Source organism: Mucilaginibacter sp. RCC_168, assembly GCF_041355315.1.
In the GTDB taxonomy this organism is placed as follows: Bacteria; Bacteroidota; Bacteroidia; order Sphingobacteriales; family Sphingobacteriaceae; genus Mucilaginibacter.
Genome location: NZ_JBFUPN010000010.1, coordinates 19,266 through 36,407, shown reverse-complemented (window position 1 = coordinate 36,407; position 17,142 = coordinate 19,266). Strand labels below are relative to the sequence as shown.

Sequence of the window (17,142 nt, the reverse complement as noted above, 5' to 3'; positions counted from 1 at the left end):
ACAATAACGCTTTTCAATTTAAAATTTAACTTTTCTTTTTGGGTACTTTAGCGCCCTCTTTCCGTGCCTCTGATAGTCCGATAGCTACAGCCTGCTTCTTGCTGGTCACTTTTTTGCCGGTTCCGCTTTTAAGTTTGCCCTCTTTCATTTCATGCATGGTTTTTTCCACTTTTTCACCTGCTTTTTCTGAATACTTTGCCATAATTTTAATTTTTAAGTAGAATGATTAACTCATGCAAAATATTTGCCAAAATTTATTCTTTTGAAAGCTAATACCGGTGATATAGAATCAACAACCTGGTAAATTTTAAATCCACAAAAATTAAAATGGTAAATTATTATCTGTAATAATTGCTTAACTTCAAACATCCGCTCGCTGTATGCGTTACCAACTGAAATTATCATATGTCCACCAAAAAGCTGATTGCACCATTTTACGAACGACTTGCATTAACATTAATTGGCTTTTTGGCGCTTGGATATCTGATCATTATAGGTAAGGACCTACTTGACCCCATGATTTTCGGGTTCATTTTCGCGATACTGTTGTTACCTATTTCCAACTTTCTGGAAAAAAAATGCCGGCTGCCGCGCAGTGCTTCATCTTTAATATCCATATTGCTGCTTATTGGTTTTGTTTACGGCATATTGTACCTGGTAGGCTCACAGATATCAAAAGTAGCCAGCGACTGGCCTATGCTTAAAAACCAGGTAACACAATCATTGCATGACTTGCAGGAATGGGTACAATCGGCATTTCATATTAATACCGAAAAACAAATGAACTATGTGCACAGTACAGCAGATAAGCTTATGGCATCGGGTGGCGATGTTTTAGGTACAACTTTCGGAGCTATTTCATCACTGATGCTATTTTATGTGTTCATCCTGATATTTACCTTCTTTATACTGCTTTACAGGCGTTTGCTGCTGCGTTTTATTATCTGGGTTTTCCGGGACGAAAACGAGCACATCGTAATGGATATAGTGGAGAATATTCAATCTATATTAAGGCAATACATCCTGGGCCTTTTGCTGGAAATGGTGATCGTAGCAGCTGTGGCTATCAGCGTTTTCCTGCTTATTGGTATTAAATATGCTGCTTTGCTGGGTATTATCGTTGGCTTATTTAACATTATACCTTACATTGGTATTTTTACGGCGCTGTTGCTCAGCGCCATTATTACCTTTGCAACTGGTAGTATTAAGGATACTTTATTGGTGATGGGCAGCGTAATCGGTATTCATGCGGTTGATGCTAACTTCCTGCTGCCTACCATTGTAGGCTCAAAAGTGCGACTCAACGCGCTGATATCATTTATAGGGATCATTTTAGGGGAAATGATATGGGGCTTGTCGGGTATGTTTTTATCCATACCGGTTATTGCTATTTTCAAGATCATATTTGACCGTATAGAGAGCTTAAAACCATGGGGCTATCTATTAGGAGGCGATTACGAATACAAAAAATCCGCCGCCGCCAAAATGAAAATAGAGTAATATTTATTTAACAAAAAGTTAACGCCTTTTTACGAATACTCTCTTTAAAATTCCGGTCCTTTATTTTAGGTTTGTATTGTATTAATCCCCCTAACTAATGCAAACTACTAATGCCCCTCTACGCCCTGTTTACAAGTGCAAAAAGTGCAATGAAGTACTTGATTTGCGCCGTAAAAGAAGTCCATTCATCAGAACATTTCTCTTTTGGCTACCGCTAAAAAAGTTCTTTTGTACACGCTGCCTCAAAGTACGTTATCTTTTTTAATTATCACTCGGCTTAATGCTGCAGGTTCATTAATTTAGCGGCCTCACAATTGCAATACCTGCAATTGAAAAACTGATTAAACATGCGCTTTAAGCAAGCTTTATTGATACTTACTTATATTTTGCTGCCCTTTGTTATTTTGGCGCAGCCTAAAAGTAAACCGGCTTTTCGGCTGGTGCCATTAGGTGTGTTGGGTGGTATCGATGAAAGTAATTTATCAGCTTATATGTTAGCTGCAACCGGCACCGATCAATATATCTGCCTGGATGCTGGAACCTTGCATGCTGGCATTCAAAGAGCAGTGGTAAACAAGACATTCAGGGTTTCTGGTGAGCAGGTATTGAGACAATACATCAAAGGGTATTTTATATCACACGCCCATCTTGATCATATAGCAGGGCTTATTATTAATTCGCCCGAAGATAGCAGCAAAAATATTTATGGCCTTCAAAGTACTATTGAGACCATCAAAACCCACTACTTTACCTGGGCCAACTGGGCAAACTTTGCCGACCAGGGCGAAACACCCGCTTTAAAGAAATACCATTACCGGGTACTTGATCCCGGCACCGAAACTGATATAGAAAACACCAAGCTTAAAGTGCAGGCATTCCCGCTAAGTCATTCCAACCTTATCAGTACCGCTTTTCTGGTGCAAAGTAATGACAACTATATTTTATACCTGGGCGATACCGGATCGGATACCATTGAAAAAAGCAGCAACCTGCAAAACCTGTGGCAAGCTGTTGCACCGCTCATCAAAAACAAAAAATTAAAAGCTATCCTCATCGAGGTATCCTTCCCGAATGAGCAACCAGATAAAACACTTTTTGGCCATTTAACGCCTCATTGGTTCATGGCCGAAATGGATAAATTGGCCACGCTTACAAGCCCGGCTGAATTAAAAGGGTTAAACATTGTTGTTACACACCTTAAACCACCAACCAACAGCATCACCCGGATTAAGGCCCAGTTGAAAGCTGCCAATCAACTACAACTAAACCTGATATACCCGGTACAAGGCAAGGCTCTTAATTTTTAGATAGTATTTGGTCAACGCCAAAAATTACCTAAATTTCCATCAACCAAAACTAAACCGCCTATCTATGAACATCATTAAAAAATGCCTGCTGATCTGCTGCGTTTTATGGGCCAATGCCTTATTTGCACAACCACAGGGCAAAGTACTGGAGGAAGAAACCGTTAAAAGCAGTATTTTAAAACGTAATGTAAAGTACACTGTTTACCTGCCTGCCGATTATGAAACAGCCAACCGCAGCTACCCTGTTGTGTACTTGTTGCATGGTTATACTGATGATAATACCGGTTGGCTGCAGTTTGGCGAAATAAACCGCTATGCTAATAAAGCCATTGCCGAAGGCACTATACCTCCTATGGTTATCGTGATGCCTAATGCCGATTCAAGCTGGTACATTAACTCTTATGACGGTAAAGAAAAATATGAGGATTTTTTTATCAAAGAATTTATGCCCCAAATTGAAAAGATTTACCGCATTAAAGCCGATAAAAAATATCGTGGTGTAGCTGGTCTTTCTATGGGTGGGTACGGCACGCTTATTTACACTATTAAATATCCGCAATTGTTTGCAGCAGGAGCCGCATTGAGCGCGGCAGTATTTCCGGACGATCAGATGGTGGGTATGCCCGACGAAAACTGGGATAGGGTATTTGCCCAGCTGTATGGTCGCGGACTGAAGGGTAAAGACCGCTTGAACAAGGCCTGGCAGGCCAATTCTGTATTGAGCATGGTACAGGACAAAACCACAGAACAATTGAGCGGTGTACGCTATTGGATTGATTGCGGTGATGACGATTTTTTAACCAAAGGTAACTGTTTACTGCATATCGCGTTGATGGAGAAAAAAGTGCCGCATGAGTTTCGTGTTCGTGATGGCGCCCATACCTGGACCTACTGGCGTACGGGCATTACGGAAGCGCTGGCATTTATAGGCGACAGTTTCAGGCAGAAATAGGGCTTTTGATGTGCAGATGTGCAAATTACAGATATGCAGATGATGGAGCCCATATACCGAATGAGAAAATGTCTTGATAACTGATACTCGCTACTTTATACTAAACCGATACTAAAAATTTATGAAAATATACTTTAAGCTCTCCCTGCTTTTACTACTTTTAAGCTCTGGCAATGTATTTGCCCAGCATTTAGGTAAAGTGATAGACGAGCAAAACATCAAAAGCGATATTTTAAAACATAATGTAAAATACGCTATTTATCTGCCTCCAGATTATGAAACATCAAACCGAACATACCCGGTGGTGTATCTGCTGCATGGTTATGGCGACGATCAAACCGGTTGGCTGCAATTTGGGGAGATAAACCATTATGCCGATAAAGCCATTGCCGAGGGCAAGATCCCGCCCATGATCATTGTGATGCCCGATGCCCAGACTACTTATTACATCAATTCCTACGACGGGAAACAGAACTACGAGGATTTTTTTTTTAAGGAATTTATCCCCGGTATTGAAAGGGAGTACCACATCAAAGCCGAAAAAAATTATAGGGGTATAGCCGGGTTATCTATGGGTGGCTTTGGCACATTGGTGTATAGCATCAAACATGCTGAAATGTTTTCGGCGGCAGCGGCACTTAGTGCGGCGGTTCGCAGCGATGAAGACCTGATGGCTATTCCTGATGCCCGCTGGGCCGAAGTATACAGCAAAGTGATCGGTCCAGACCTTAAAGGCAAGGAACGTTTAAATGCTACCTGGCAAAACTACTCCGTACTCGGCCTGGTACAAAACAAAACTACCGAAGAATTGAATACGGTTCGCTATTGGATAGATTGCGGTGATGACGATCCCTTAAGCAAGGGCAACTCCCTGCTGCACATCGCCTTAATGGAAAAGAAAGTTCCGCATGAATTCAGGATACGAGATGGCGGCCACAACTGGACCTACTGGCGTACCGGCATCACAGACGCGCTGGAATTTATTGGCGATAGTTTCAGACAGAAATAAGCCCCCAGCCCCCTGAAGGGGAAGTGATTTCGGAATTCGGATGTTCGATTTCGGATTTATTTAATTCATTAGCCCAGGAATTCATATCTCACAAGTCATTTGCATATCTGCACATTTGAAATTTGCACATCTTGCCCCCTTCAGGGGGTTGGGGTGCTTAAAATATCCTCACAATTCTTTTTCAGTTGGGCAAGTCGGGCAGGTAAAGTATCTATACCGTGCTGATCCTTTATATTGCGGTAAAGCAGCTTAATCAGGCTGAGTGTTTGATCATCCGGATCGCAAGCCTGGGCTTTTTCCAGATGTGGTAAAGCTTTTTTTATTTTGCCGATATAGGCTGCATCCACAATTATGTCCTTCGCCAGTTTGCCCGAAATATCCTTGATATACAGATATCCTAATGCACGGTGTGCCACATAATAATTGGGTTGCGCGGTTATTACCCTATTATAATACGTAATGGCATTCATACTTTGATGATCGCCTTCGTAAACCTGGGCCATAAAATTATAGAAACTTGTACGGATACCGGGTTTTAGTTTGGCAGTATCAGGCAGTATCTGCTCGCCAAGGGTCATGGCTTTTTCCATGTTAGCATTCAGAAATGCTTCGTTAAAATCAACGTAGCGATCATATACCTCATCGGCGGTTTGCGCGTTAGCCATTTTTCCGGCTATTACTATGATGACAATGAAGAGTGTTTTTTTCAGCATGATGATAAGATTGGCTAAATGTACTTAGCCAATCTTATAAACGCAATAAGGCATGCTTTAATTATGTTGAGAATTCTTCCACCTCCGGTACTGCTGCACCATGCAGTGTCCGCAGGGACGGTAGCCTAAACTGATGGCCTCCACCTCCGAGCTAAAGAAAACACGGTTCTCTGGTTTCATTCGTTTGCCTGATTGGCAACTCATCGTACCATAAATTTTAAGCCGGGTGTTACCACCAAGCCTGATCTGTTTTGTATCGAGCAGTTGTTTTAGTCTCCTGCCGCGAGTAAACGCCATATCACCCAATTCAAGATGTTTGATCATTTGGCGTCATGAAAAATGATACCCATGCTGCGGCGTTTACCGGCAGTTATTTCACCCACACCATGTTTCATATTTACCCGGTGATAACCCGTGCTGCCTTTTGCCGGGCGGTAGCTGGTAGTAAATAACAGCATATCGCCTTTAGCGGGTTTAAGCACCATAGCGCGCGATTGCGCTCTTGGCTTTTGCTCCATCAATATAAACTCGCCACCTTCATAATCCCGACCAGGTTCATCCAGTATAAAAACCAATTGCATCGGAAAAAACACTTCACCGTACAGGTCCTGGTGCATGGCATTGTAGCCACCTTGTGTATATTGTAATATCAATGGAGTTGGTCTCAACTGTTCGTGCTCATGGCAACGATGCAGCAGTTCTTCCAAAGTATCAGGGAAACGTTGCTCCTTATTCAAATACTGCATCCAGCCATTGGCAATGGGTGCCAGTTTGGGATAAACACTCTCCCGTAATTGTTGAACAAGCATGGGCAAGGGGTATTTGAAATACTTATACTCTCCCAGCCCGTACTGATGATGCTCCATCACAATGGTTTTACGGTACAGTTGCTCATCGGCATATTGGGAGCTGAGGGCATCGCATTCATCTGCTGTTAATACATTTTTCACCAGCGCATACCCTTTATTATCCATCGCATTTGAAATTCCGGCCCAATTCAGACCTGCAATTCTTTCTTTAATACCCATATCTGTATTATTAAGCCTCGTTGTTAACTAAAGCGGCCTCCCAGCCAATAATAGCCGATTTGCGGGTTGGCCCCCAATGATAACCACCAGATTCGCCGGTTGATTTGATAACCCGGTGACAAGGGATCAGGAAAGCAACCGGGTTGGCTCCTATCGCGCTGCCTACGGCCCTGCTGGCATTGGGCTGATGGATCTGCTTAGAGATATCCGAATAAGTGCTCAGATCGCCCATAGGAATTTTCAACAGTGTTTCCCATACTTTAAGCTGAAAACTGGTACCTTTTAAATGCAGCTTTATCTTGGATAACTCCGACCAGTCCTTTTTAAAGATGTGCAGGGCGTCCTGCTGGGCAACATCCACTACTTGCGTATAGGAAGCATTAGGGAATTGTTCCAGAAGCTTATTAAACGCATCTTCCCGGTCATCGGCAAAAGCCATATAACAAATGCCTTTGGGAGTTGATGCTACAACGATGTTGCCAAAAGGGCTTTCGGCAAAACTATAGTTGATCTCGAGCTCTTTACCGCCGTTTTTGTACTCAGCCGGGGTCATGCCCTCTATATTGATAAACAGATCGTGCAGCCGGCCGGTGCCTGACAGGCCGGTTTCAAAAGCAGTATCAAACAAGGTAGCCTGTTTATCTTTCAACAGATTTTTGGCATAATCAAGGCTCAGGTATTGCAAAAATTTCTTGGGACTGATTCCAGCCCAGTCGGTAAATAAACGCTGAAAATGGAAAGAACTTAAATGCACCTTTTCGGCCACATCATCCAGGTTGGGTTGACTTTTAAAGTTCAGCTTTATATAGTTGATCGCCTCGGCGATACGGTCGTAATTGATTTTTTCTTGTGTGTTCATCGTCTTGTTTATTAATTATTGATAAACAAATTTACCCCGGTATCAGCTCATGTAAAACCCGAAACTTGCGCTGTTTGCCTGCTCACAAAGGTATAGCCCCATAGCGTAAAAATCATACGCGTATCGACTCACCCCGACATCGCTACGCTTGTCACCCCTCTCTCCGCTTCGCGCATAGAGGGGATTTCTTTCTTTTTCTTTACCCTCTTTGCGGCAAAGCCGCAGAGAGGGTCGTCCAGCGAAGCGAAGACTGGGTGAGTCGGCTATGCGACCTGCTTTAACCTCATAGCCACCTTTTTATAGATTATTAACCGCTTACAAAGCCTTATACATTTTTACAATAGGCAGCACTTCACCATCGGGCATGGGTTGCTCAATATGCTCCAGCGGACGATAGCCCATGACCTCATAAAGCGGTACGCCAGGCAAAGTAGCACCAAGCTGAAAACTGGTAAAACCATTCGCTTTAGCTGCGTTTTCACATACCTGCATGATATGTTTACCAATACCTTTCCGGGCCCAATCAGGGTGTACAAAAAAGGCCCGGATACGTGCAGCATCTCTCGCGGGATCAAGCAGTGGGTCTTCTACCTCTTTATGCTGATCGCCGCCGTATAGCGTATTCCGTTTGCTCCAGCCGCCACAGCCCACTATGATATCACCAACCTGGGCTACATAATAAGTACCATCGATAATGAGTTGTGTATCGATACCAAAAATATATTTAATCGCGCTTTCTATCTGGCTTGAGGTATTATAAGCGGTACTTAACCCGCGTACAGATGCACCTATTAATTGCTGTAAAAAAGGTATATCCTCAAAAGTAGCGAGGCGGGTAGTAATAGTCATTGGTGTTTCTTTTGATCAAATATCATTAAATTCCTGATAACTGTTTGGCCCGGATGCAATTCACATTGTGGCAGAGCCGACTCACCCTGGCAACGCTACGCTTGTCACCCCTCTCTCCGCCTGCGGCGCATAGAGGGGATTTCTTTCTTTTTCTTTACCCTCTTTGTGGCAAAGCCGCAGAGAGGGTGGTCCAGCGAAGCGTAGACCGGGTGAGTCTTTTCATGGACTATAGGATGAGGCTAAACATTCCCAAATTCCTGGCTTTGGCTTGTTGCATGCCTTTTGGTTACCAGCAAGCCGAGGCTCAATATAATACTGGTGCCCAATACCACCACAAATAATAAACTGGCACCCACCTGGGGGATACGCAGATTAGCGGGCAGGTTATAGTATAGCAGTACATTGATAAGTCCGCGGGGTACGATAAAAAGCTCGGGCATCAGGTCGGTTTTAGATACCAGTTTAATATATAAGAAACGCACTACGTAAATAGAAATCAAAATAGCCCCGGCGCTCAGTAAAATCGGCACATCGTTCAGCTCGCGGATATTCATGGTATAGCCAAAAACAATAAAAAAGAAGGTACGCATCAGAAAAGCGCTCTCGGCCGAAAGCTGGTGCAGTTGCTTGATGTCATGCTTAAAGGCTGGGTAGATAAACGTTTTCCTGAACCAGGAAAAATTGATCTGGCTGGCATTGTTCAGGAACAAACCTAAAGCCAATACAATAATGAGCGCTGACAAATGGTACGACTGGCCGATAGAATAAACCAGGATCAATAATGATATGATCAGGAACGATTTAATATGATGTTTTAAACGCCCGATAACATATAACAGGGCAAGGCACGATAAAATAGCCACCAGAATAATACCCGTAAGTTCGCCGCCCAGCTTAGCAAATGAACCAATATCTATCTTCGGATTTCTGACGATAAAATTAAACAGCACCACGGTGAGGATATCTGAGAACGAGGATTCATAAATGATAAATTCCTTTTTACTTTTAATGAGATTAGCCGCGGATGGTATAGCAATAGATGAGCTTACTACACAATAAGGAATGGCATTTACAAAGCACTTATAAATACTCTCGCCGGTAAGGTAATAGATAATACCGGTGATGGCCACTGTGCTTAACAGCAATATACCTAATGCCGAAAAGAATGCCTTTTTGATCACCGCGTTTTTATCGCTGTTGTATCGCAGCTCCAATGCCCCTTCAAATACGATTAGTATCAAACCCAATGTACCCAGCGTGGGCAGGATGAGTGAGAAATTGAGCATCGGAATATTAAAATACTCCACGATCTGCTTTAGGCCAATACCCAATAACAGTAATAAAATAACGGAAGGGATCTTTGTTTTACCGGCCAGCAGATCAAACAGGTAGGAGAATATGACAAGTCCGCTGAGGATAATGAGGGTTGTGTATGTAGTCAAATTAGGGTTGATTTAATATCCGTTCGTAAATGAGCCTTAACACACGAAATTTAGGTATTGTTTTGGAGATGATGGGGTTTAGGGATCAATCAAACTGATTTATTACTTGTTGATGTCATTGCAAATCTTTCCAAAACAAAAAAGAGCCACTCTTTCAGGCGGCTCTTCTCAACACTATTTATTCGAATTAAAGTTGGATCTTCCATTATATCTCCGGTTACAGAGATCTTGCGAAGAAGATATGATTTTTTATAATGAAGCTACATCAATCATTGATCAAACGATTCTCCCGGGACGATTTGATGTGAAAATTTATACTTGATCAGTAACGTATTTAAAAAGTATCTGAATGACTTGCTCATGCCACTTAGCATATAATAAGCATCTTTGCCTTTACCAATTTTTCCTTGCTTCTGAGCCGCTATATCGATGCTGGAATCTAATGCGTTGCAATCAAGACATACGGATACATGAGCAACTATTTTAGTTTTATGGTAATAAACAATGCCTAAGTGTGGATCGAAACAAGCCGCGGATCCGCTACCATATGAGCTTTTGTTATTCAGACTTTTACTTAATTTATTTATTTCCATTGTATTAAGCGTAACTTGTTTGGTCACGGTTTTAGCAAGCCGGCCTTGCTCGTCGATAATATGAATGTAATAGTCTTTGCTGCCTGAATAGTCATATATGATCACCTTGTCATATTTCAATGAACTGAAAGTTTTGGTCGGCTGCGTAAAAGCTGCAAAAAACAAGAAAGAGAAGATAAGTGTTAGTGCTATACGCCCTATGAGAATATTTGTCATATCTTTTTAAATTTAATAAAAACTACATCTAAAAAAAGAGCCACCCTTTCAGGCGGCTCTTCTCAACACTATTTATTCGAATTAAAGGTTTTTGTCGTTTTTGATCACTATATATGTATTATTCAGCGATTGTCTGTGCAGTTCGCGCTGGATGCGTGGACTGGTATCAACCAAATGATTGAGGTGCGGCGCGATCACCAGTGAAACGATCGACATCAGTTTAATAAGGATGTTCATGGATGGGCCCGAAGTATCTTTAAATGGATCGCCTACGGTATCACCGGTAACAGATGCTTTGTGCGGTTCTGATTTTTTATAGTGGATCTCGCCGTTGATCTCCACACCTTTCTCAAATGATTTTTTGGCATTATCCCAGGCGCCACCAGCGTTGCTCTGGAAAATCCCCATCAGCACGCCTGATACAGTTACCCCGGCCAGTAAGCCACCTAAAACTTCGGGGCCAAAGGCAAAGCCAATAATGATTGGGGTGATGAGAGCGATCAACCCTGGGGCAACCATCTCGCGGATGGAGGCTTTGGTTGATATAGCCACGCATTTTTCATACTCGGGTTTGGCTTTGTACTCCATAATGCCAGGGATCTCGCGAAACTGGCGCCTTACTTCTTCCACCATAGCCATAGCAGCACGACCAACAGCCGAGATACATAAAGCCGAGAAGATAAAAGGGATCATCCCGCCTACAAACAAACCAGCTAAAACGTCGGCCTTGTAAATATCAATATGTTCAATACCGGCCACACCTACAAAGGCCGCGAACAGAGCCAGTGAGGTTAATGCCGCCGAAGCGATAGCGAAACCTTTACCGGTTGCAGCGGTAGTGTTACCTACAGCATCCAGGTTATCTGTACGGTGGCGTACTTCTTCGGGCAGACGGCTCATTTCGGCAATACCACCGGCGTTATCGGCAATAGGGCCAAATGCGTCGATAGCCAATTGCATAGCTGTAGTAGCCATCATACCGGCTGCAGCGATAGCTACACCATACAAACCCGCGAAATGGTATGAACCATAAATCCCCGATGCCAGCACCAGGATAGGTAATACGGTTGATTCCATACCCACAGCCAAACCGCCAATAATATTGGTAGCATGACCGGTTGACGACTGGCGGATAATGCTCAGCACCGGGCGTTTACCCATGGCGGTATAATATTCGGTGATAATGGACATCAAAGTGCCAACGATCAGTCCGACAACTATCGACATAAAAACCCCATTTTTGGTAAATATCAGCGATCCTGCTTTAATACCTCCATTCACTTCATCACGAGACATGTGAAATTCTCCCGCAGGTAACATCCACTGTACTACAAAATAAGTAGCTATGGCAGTTAAAATAATAGATGCCCAGTTACCCATATTCAAGGCCTTCTGCACGCTGTCTGTTTCATTCTTTATTTTTACAAAGGATGCGCCAATAATAGAGAATATCAGGCCCAAACCGGCTATTACCATAGGTAACAATACCGGGGCAATGCCACCAAAAGCATCATGCGATACAATTTCCCTTCCCAGCACCATAGTAGCCAGCATAGTAGCCACGTATGATCCGAATAAATCGGCCCCCATACCGGCTACGTCGCCCACGTTATCACCTACGTTATCGGCAATGGTAGCAGGGTTACGTACGTCATCCTCCGGGATACCTGCTTCTACTTTACCCACAAGATCGGCGCCTACGTCGGCGGCTTTGGTATAAATACCGCCGCCAACACGGGCAAACAGCGCGATAGATTCGGCACCTAAGGAAAACCCAGCCAAAACATCAAGCGCTTTGGCCATATCTTCGCCATTTACAGTACTGCCAGTTACGTTTTTAACATATATGGTATAAAAAACAATAAACAATGATCCTAAACCTATAATGGCCAAACCGGCAACGCCCAAGCCCATTACCGTACCACCGGTAAATGAAACTTTTAATGCTTTGGCCAAACTGCTGCGCGCGGCCTGTGTGGTACGCACGTTGGCCTTGGTGGCTATCCGCATCCCCAGGAAACCGGCGAATGCCGATAAAAACGCGCCAATTAAAAACGATATGGCAATAACCGGACTTGAGGTGGCCACCGTGGTGCCCGACCAGGCCAGTAATACACCCGCAACTATTACAAAGTAGCTGAGTATCTTCCACTCTGCACGTAAAAAAGCCATTGCACCATCGGCAATGTAACCGGCCAGCTGGGCCATGTCGCCGTCGCCGGCGTCTTGTTTGGTAACCCAGGCGGCTTTAACCGCCATAGCGAGAATGCCTATAAGGCCTATCACCGGAATTAAATAGATCAAGTAGTTGTTCAAAAAATCCATATTCAAAATTTGGTTTAGTAATATAAATGGTAGTGAGGAGCAAGGATTTTGAGAACAAGGAGCAAGGATAGTTTCAAAACGGACATTTTGTGGTCTATCTAAATCTTGAAATTCGATATCCGTCTTCCGTTACAAAAATCTTTGCTCCAAAAATCCTTAATCCTTAGTCTCTATTACTATTAATTGGTGGATGCAAAATAGTAATTTTATTTTCTTTACCAAGAGCCTGCTTATTATAAAGTTTTTTAAATAGTTTAGGACCTTAAACCCCTTTGAATAACAGATGACAAAAAAAACTGATCAACCAAAAATGAAACATGAACTGAGTCTGCTTGACGGCACCATGCTGGTAGCGGGCTCAATGATAGGTTCGGGTATTTTCATTGTAAGCGCCGATATTATCCGCAATGTAGGCTCAGCCGGCTGGCTCATCGCCATTTGGTTACTCACCGGTTTCATGACCCTCACTGCTGCATTAAGCTACGGCGAGCTGAGCGGTATGTTCCCAAAAGCAGGCGGTCAGTATGTTTATCTGAAAGAAGCCTATAACAAATTCATTGCTTTTTTATACGGCTGGAGCTTTTTTGCGGTGATACAAACCGGAACCATAGCCGCGGTGGGTGTGGCATTCAGCAAGTTCGCGGCTTATATATACCATCCTTTTAGTGAGGAGAATATTTTGTGTGATCTGGGTTTTGTAAAAATCAGCGCCGCGCAGGTGGTATCTATTATACTCATTATATTTTTAACTTTTATTAATAGCCGGGGCGTAAAAGGTGGTAAGCTGATCCAGAATACTTTTACCTTAACTAAACTGTTAAGCCTTTTTGGATTAATTGGTTTTGGTTTTTTAGCGCTGCGAGGCGATATCTGGCAGGCCAACTGGAGCAATGCCTGGGATATTCATAACCTGAGCAAGACGGGCAATATAACTGCTTTAACTATAGGCGGCGCCCTGGGTGCTATCGCGGCGGCCATGGTAGGTTCAATTTTCAGCAGCGATGCCTGGAATAGCGTAACTTTTATTGCCGGCGAAATGAAGAACCCCAAGCGCGATGTAGCGCTGAGCCTGGGTTTAGGCACTTTAATAGTGACCATTATTTACGTATCGGCCAACTTTGTTTATACGGGTGTGCTGTCATTACATGACATTGCATCGGCTGATAAAGACCGGGTAGCCGTGGCCGCCTCTCATGTAATATTCGGTAATATTGGTACCTATATCATCGCTGTAATGATCATGATATCAACTTTTGGCTGCAATAACGGGTTGATACTATCAGGCGCCAGGGTATATTATTCTATGGCCAAAGATGGTCTTTTCTTTAAACGTACGGGTGATTTGAATAAATTCGGAGTTCCGCAGTTCGGTTTGTGGTTACAATGCCTGGTAGCTTCCATACTATGCCTAAGCGGTCGTTATGGCGATCTGCTGGATATGATATCATTTGTGGTGGTGATATTTTATGTGCTTACCATTTTTGGTATTTTTATTTTGCGGGCTAAACATCCTAACGCCGACCGACCTTACAAAGCTTTTGGTTATCCAATTTTACCAGCCATTTATATTTTAATGGGCCTGGCATTTTGTACATTGTTAATTATATATAAGCCACAATTTACCTGGCCAGGCTTAATCATAGTATTGATAGGTATCCCTATATATTTCATATCGCAGCGGAACGTTAAACATAATGATGAAACGGTTACTGATAGTTAGTTTATTTTTGATAAGCGGGCAGCTTTATGCCCAGGATCTTCAGCAGAAATTATCGAATGCCTTTGGCAGGTTGCAGGCAGACAGCCAGTGCAGCTATGCATCGGTTTCTTTAACCGTATTGGACGCCAAAACCGGCGAACAGGTATTTGCCGCTAACCCTAATATGGGGCTGGCTACTGCATCTACCCTCAAAACCATTACCAGTATAACTGCTTTTAATATTTTAGGGGCCGATTTTAAATACCAGACCCAATTGGGCTATGCCGGTGAAATTACCGCTGATGGTACACTGAACGGTGATGTAATCATTAAAGGTGCCGGCGACCCTACCCTGGGCAGTTGGCGGTACGAACAAACCAAAGAGGCCCACGTACTGGCCCTGATGACCGATGCCTTACAAAAGGCAGGTATTAAAAAAATAAACGGTCGTGTTATTGGCGATGATAGTATTTTCGGTACGCAATCTATCCCCGAAGGATGGATCTGGCAGGATGTGGGTAATTATTACGGCGCGGGGACTTCGGGCCTGTGCTGGCGCGAGAACCAGTTTGATATAAAACTGCGTACCGGCGCAGTCGGTAACCCGGTTGGCGTATCCCGTACGGCTCCCACCATCCCATACCTTACTTTTAAAAGCGAGTTGGTAAACGGCGAAGCAGGCTCCGGCGATAATGCTTATGCTTTTCTGCCTATTGGCAGTTCGGTAATGTACCTGCGGGGTAGTTATGCGATAGATAAAGATAAAAAAAGCATATCTGCCGCCCTCCCGGATGCCGCTTATGATGCTGCCCTGCGCTTATCGGATACACTTAAAAAATTAGGCGTTTTGGTAACAGGCGGACCGGAATCAGCCGCTACTTTAGCTGCTAAAGATTTGAAGTTGCCGCTCATCAGTAAAAATTTAACGACTATACTATCGCCGCCTTTGAGCCGCATTATTTACTGGCTTAACCAAAAAAGCATCAATCTGTATGCCGAGCAATTGCTCAAAACCATTGCCTGGAAACAGGGGCGCAAACCCACCTCGACCAACGGTGTAGAGGAAGTTCAGAAATTTTGGAAAGCGCGCGGTATCGACCCGAATAGCATCAACACATATGATGGCAGCGGACTTTCGCCTGGTGACAGGGTAACTACCTTAACGCTGGCCAAAATACTGCAATCGGCCAAAAAAGAAAGCTGGTTTGCCGATCTGTACGAGAGCCTACCGGTTTATAACGACATGAAAATGAAAAGCGGCAGCATCAACAGTGTATTATGCTATGCAGGTTATCAAACACATAACGGCCGTGAGCTATGCTTCTCCATCATGGTGAACAACTTCAGCGGATCAAGTCGCGGCATCAAGGAAAAAATGTTCAGAGTGCTGGATGTGCTGAAGTAGGCCCCCCAACCCCCTGAAGGGGGGAGTTTTTTGATTTGCTGATTTGGTAATGTTTTTTTATAAAACGTTGTAAGTTTATATATCAATTATAAACCATGAAAAAACTAAGCATAATTGCCATTCTGATAATGTGCGCCTTCTTCGCCTGCAAGCCAAAAACCAACCCTGCCGACGAAGTTAAAAGCATCCAATTTAAATTTACCGAGTTGGGGCGCGAAACACAGTTCAGAATAACCTGCGATAAGTTTGATTATTATTTCCCTGAGGGTAAGGTTAAAAACTTTACACAAAAAGCTTCAGTGGATAGTGTGATGCAGTTATTGACCGATATGAAAAGGGCGGATGATGGTTTCCAGCCTGATGTGCGTGGGAAGATTTACCTCACACATCCTAATAACACGGTGGACACCTTATGTGTAGGTGTTAAAGTGCTTACCTATAAAAGTGCCACTTACGAAACGCCGCAAGCTTTGCTGGCCTTGATACAGAAGTAATAACTACTTTGTCATGCTGAGCGTAGCGAAGCATCTGTTGTTCAGTAGACATATTGTCAAATAGATCCTTCGCTCCGCTCAGGATGACAAACAAAAAATTATGTCATTGCGAGCATAGCGTGGACAACCGACCGCAGGGAGCTCATTAATACCTTAGAAAACAATTAGCAACATTAATAATCTCCTCGCGTTCTCATTGATTAGAATAGCTACGAGATTGCTTCGTCGTTCCTCCTCGCAATGACATGTATGAGAAATTTTTAAGCGTAAGTAACGTTTAAAGTAATAGGCACACTCAGTGCTTTTGAAATAATGCAATTGGCTTTGGCGCCTTCGGCAATTTGTTTGAAGGTTGCTTCGTCAACACCGTCAATAACAGAGCCCTTTAGTTCCAGGTGAATGTTCGTAACTGCCAGGCCAACCATGTCCAGATCTAATATGGCGTCGGTGGTCAGGTCATTAGGTGTAAAACCGGCCTGGGTTAAAGCGGCGCCAACGGCCATGGTAAAGCAACCTGCATGAGCAGCGGCAAGCAATTCTTCGGGGTTGGTACCAATGCCATCGGCAAAGCGCGTTTTAAATGAATATTGTGTTTTGTTTAATACAGTGCTCTGGGTAGTGATCTCTCCCTGACCTGCTTGTAATGTGCCGTTCCAATGGGCGTTTGCTGTACGTTTCATAGTTGTTGTTTTAGTTTTGTGATGTATTATTTAGTTCATTGTTCATAGATCATTGTTCATAGTAGTTTTTG

General features: G+C 43.4%; 17 protein-coding genes. 7 read left to right on the top strand and 10 right to left on the bottom strand.

All coding sequences use genetic code 11. The annotated features are described in order from the left end of the window. Positions 1-25: 25 nt before the first annotated feature. Entirely contained in the window at positions 26-202 is a 177-nt protein-coding gene (locus AB6735_RS11050; RefSeq protein WP_370995985.1) for a DUF6496 domain-containing protein, read from the bottom strand. Positions 203-405: 203 nt separating this feature from the next. On the opposite strand from AB6735_RS11050, the gene AB6735_RS11045 reads away from it, so the two are divergent. From AB6735_RS11045 to AB6735_RS11030, 4 genes are all read left to right on the top strand, one after another. Continuing rightward, the gene (locus AB6735_RS11045) at positions 406-1,500 is read left to right on the top strand and encodes an AI-2E family transporter (protein ID WP_370995984.1); all 1,095 of its coding nucleotides are present in this window, start codon (positions 406-408) and stop codon (positions 1,498-1,500) included. A 347-nt stretch (positions 1,501-1,847) separates the two neighbouring features. Beyond that, positions 1,848-2,807 (top strand): MBL fold metallo-hydrolase, encoded by a 960-nt coding sequence (locus AB6735_RS11040; protein WP_370995983.1) that lies wholly within the window; start codon positions 1,848-1,850, stop codon positions 2,805-2,807. A 64-nt stretch (positions 2,808-2,871) separates the two neighbouring features. After that, a complete protein-coding gene (locus AB6735_RS11035; protein ID WP_370995982.1) occupies positions 2,872-3,759 on the top strand; it encodes an alpha/beta hydrolase in 888 nt (295 codons plus the stop codon). A gap of 121 nt (positions 3,760-3,880) precedes the next feature. Continuing rightward, positions 3,881-4,768, top strand: coding sequence for an alpha/beta hydrolase (locus AB6735_RS11030; RefSeq protein ID WP_370995981.1), 888 nt, complete (start codon positions 3,881-3,883; stop codon positions 4,766-4,768). Positions 4,769-4,908: 140 nt separating this feature from the next. Here the strand turns inward: AB6735_RS11030 and AB6735_RS11025 are convergent, their stop codons facing one another. From AB6735_RS11025 to AB6735_RS10990, 8 genes are all read right to left on the bottom strand, one after another. Then, positions 4,909-5,481 carry a hypothetical protein gene (locus AB6735_RS11025; protein WP_370995980.1) on the bottom strand — a complete coding sequence of 191 codons (573 nt, stop codon included), beginning with the start codon at positions 5,479-5,481 and terminating at the stop codon, positions 4,909-4,911. A 57-nt stretch (positions 5,482-5,538) separates the two neighbouring features. Beyond that, entirely contained in the window at positions 5,539-5,778 is a 240-nt protein-coding gene (locus AB6735_RS11020) for an Ada metal-binding domain-containing protein (RefSeq protein WP_370995979.1), read from the bottom strand. A 23-nt stretch (positions 5,779-5,801) separates the two neighbouring features. Then, positions 5,802-6,509: a 2OG-Fe(II) oxygenase gene (locus AB6735_RS11015; RefSeq protein ID WP_370995978.1), complete on the bottom strand. Its 708-nt coding sequence runs from the start codon at positions 6,507-6,509 to the stop codon at positions 5,802-5,804. 10 nt (positions 6,510-6,519) lie between these two features. Next, the gene (locus AB6735_RS11010; protein ID WP_370995977.1) at positions 6,520-7,368 is read right to left on the bottom strand and encodes a bifunctional helix-turn-helix domain-containing protein/methylated-DNA--[protein]-cysteine S-methyltransferase; all 849 of its coding nucleotides are present in this window, start codon (positions 7,366-7,368) and stop codon (positions 6,520-6,522) included. A gap of 315 nt (positions 7,369-7,683) precedes the next feature. Then, entirely contained in the window at positions 7,684-8,217 is a 534-nt protein-coding gene (locus AB6735_RS11005; RefSeq protein WP_370995976.1) for a GNAT family N-acetyltransferase, read from the bottom strand. Positions 8,218-8,456: 239 nt separating this feature from the next. Beyond that, on the bottom strand, positions 8,457-9,659 hold the full coding sequence (locus AB6735_RS11000) for a sodium:proton antiporter (protein ID WP_370995975.1): 1,203 nt from the start codon (positions 9,657-9,659) through the stop codon (positions 8,457-8,459). A gap of 269 nt (positions 9,660-9,928) precedes the next feature. Continuing rightward, positions 9,929-10,468 carry a hypothetical protein gene (locus AB6735_RS10995; RefSeq protein WP_370995974.1) on the bottom strand — a complete coding sequence of 180 codons (540 nt, stop codon included), beginning with the start codon at positions 10,466-10,468 and terminating at the stop codon, positions 9,929-9,931. Between the two features lie 81 nt (positions 10,469-10,549). Beyond that, positions 10,550-12,793 carry a sodium-translocating pyrophosphatase gene (locus tag AB6735_RS10990; RefSeq protein WP_370995973.1) on the bottom strand — a complete coding sequence of 748 codons (2,244 nt, stop codon included), beginning with the start codon at positions 12,791-12,793 and terminating at the stop codon, positions 10,550-10,552. A 310-nt stretch (positions 12,794-13,103) separates the two neighbouring features. Between AB6735_RS10990 and AB6735_RS10985 the strand changes: the two genes are divergently transcribed. From AB6735_RS10985 to AB6735_RS10975, 3 genes are all read left to right on the top strand, one after another. Then, positions 13,104-14,513 (top strand): APC family permease, encoded by a 1,410-nt coding sequence (locus tag AB6735_RS10985; RefSeq protein WP_370995972.1) that lies wholly within the window; start codon positions 13,104-13,106, stop codon positions 14,511-14,513. Then, positions 14,488-15,897 (top strand): D-alanyl-D-alanine carboxypeptidase/D-alanyl-D-alanine-endopeptidase, encoded by a 1,410-nt coding sequence (gene dacB, locus AB6735_RS10980; protein WP_370995971.1) that lies wholly within the window; start codon positions 14,488-14,490, stop codon positions 15,895-15,897. The genes AB6735_RS10985 and dacB overlap by 26 nt, the downstream gene beginning before the upstream one ends. Before the next feature lie 95 nt (positions 15,898-15,992). Beyond that, positions 15,993-16,391: a hypothetical protein gene (locus AB6735_RS10975; protein WP_370995970.1), complete on the top strand. Its 399-nt coding sequence runs from the start codon at positions 15,993-15,995 to the stop codon at positions 16,389-16,391. Between the two features lie 260 nt (positions 16,392-16,651). Here AB6735_RS10975 and AB6735_RS10970 read toward each other — a convergent pair whose 3' ends face one another. Continuing rightward, on the bottom strand, positions 16,652-17,071 hold the full coding sequence (locus AB6735_RS10970; protein WP_172337035.1) for an OsmC family protein: 420 nt from the start codon (positions 17,069-17,071) through the stop codon (positions 16,652-16,654). Positions 17,072-17,142 lie beyond the last annotated feature (71 nt).

What these genes read in the sequence shown, in the direction of transcription:
- AB6735_RS11050 (WP_370995985.1), bottom strand. Translation starts at nt 202, where the DNA reads ATGGCAAAGTATTCAGAAAAAGCAGGTGAAAAAGTGGAAAAAACCATG.
- AB6735_RS11045 (WP_370995984.1), top strand. Translation starts at nt 406, where the DNA reads ATGTCCACCAAAAAGCTGATTGCACCATTTTACGAACGACTTGCATTA.
- AB6735_RS11040 (WP_370995983.1), top strand. Translation starts at nt 1,848, where the DNA reads ATGCGCTTTAAGCAAGCTTTATTGATACTTACTTATATTTTGCTGCCC.
- AB6735_RS11035 (WP_370995982.1), top strand. Translation starts at nt 2,872, where the DNA reads ATGAACATCATTAAAAAATGCCTGCTGATCTGCTGCGTTTTATGGGCC.
- AB6735_RS11030 (WP_370995981.1), top strand. Translation starts at nt 3,881, where the DNA reads ATGAAAATATACTTTAAGCTCTCCCTGCTTTTACTACTTTTAAGCTCT.
- AB6735_RS11025 (WP_370995980.1), bottom strand. Translation starts at nt 5,481, where the DNA reads ATGCTGAAAAAAACACTCTTCATTGTCATCATAGTAATAGCCGGAAAA.
- AB6735_RS11020 (WP_370995979.1), bottom strand. Translation starts at nt 5,778, where the DNA reads ATGGCGTTTACTCGCGGCAGGAGACTAAAACAACTGCTCGATACAAAA.
- AB6735_RS11015 (WP_370995978.1), bottom strand. Translation starts at nt 6,509, where the DNA reads ATGGGTATTAAAGAAAGAATTGCAGGTCTGAATTGGGCCGGAATTTCA.
- AB6735_RS11010 (WP_370995977.1), bottom strand. Translation starts at nt 7,368, where the DNA reads ATGAACACACAAGAAAAAATCAATTACGACCGTATCGCCGAGGCGATC.
- AB6735_RS11005 (WP_370995976.1), bottom strand. Translation starts at nt 8,217, where the DNA reads ATGACTATTACTACCCGCCTCGCTACTTTTGAGGATATACCTTTTTTA.
- AB6735_RS10995 (WP_370995974.1), bottom strand. Translation starts at nt 10,468, where the DNA reads ATGACAAATATTCTCATAGGGCGTATAGCACTAACACTTATCTTCTCT.
- AB6735_RS10990 (WP_370995973.1), bottom strand. Translation starts at nt 12,793, where the DNA reads ATGGATTTTTTGAACAACTACTTGATCTATTTAATTCCGGTGATAGGC.
- AB6735_RS10985 (WP_370995972.1), top strand. Translation starts at nt 13,104, where the DNA reads ATGAAACATGAACTGAGTCTGCTTGACGGCACCATGCTGGTAGCGGGC.
- dacB (WP_370995971.1), top strand. Translation starts at nt 14,488, where the DNA reads ATGATGAAACGGTTACTGATAGTTAGTTTATTTTTGATAAGCGGGCAG.
- AB6735_RS10975 (WP_370995970.1), top strand. Translation starts at nt 15,993, where the DNA reads ATGAAAAAACTAAGCATAATTGCCATTCTGATAATGTGCGCCTTCTTC.
- AB6735_RS10970 (WP_172337035.1), bottom strand. Translation starts at nt 17,071, where the DNA reads ATGAAACGTACAGCAAACGCCCATTGGAACGGCACATTACAAGCAGGT.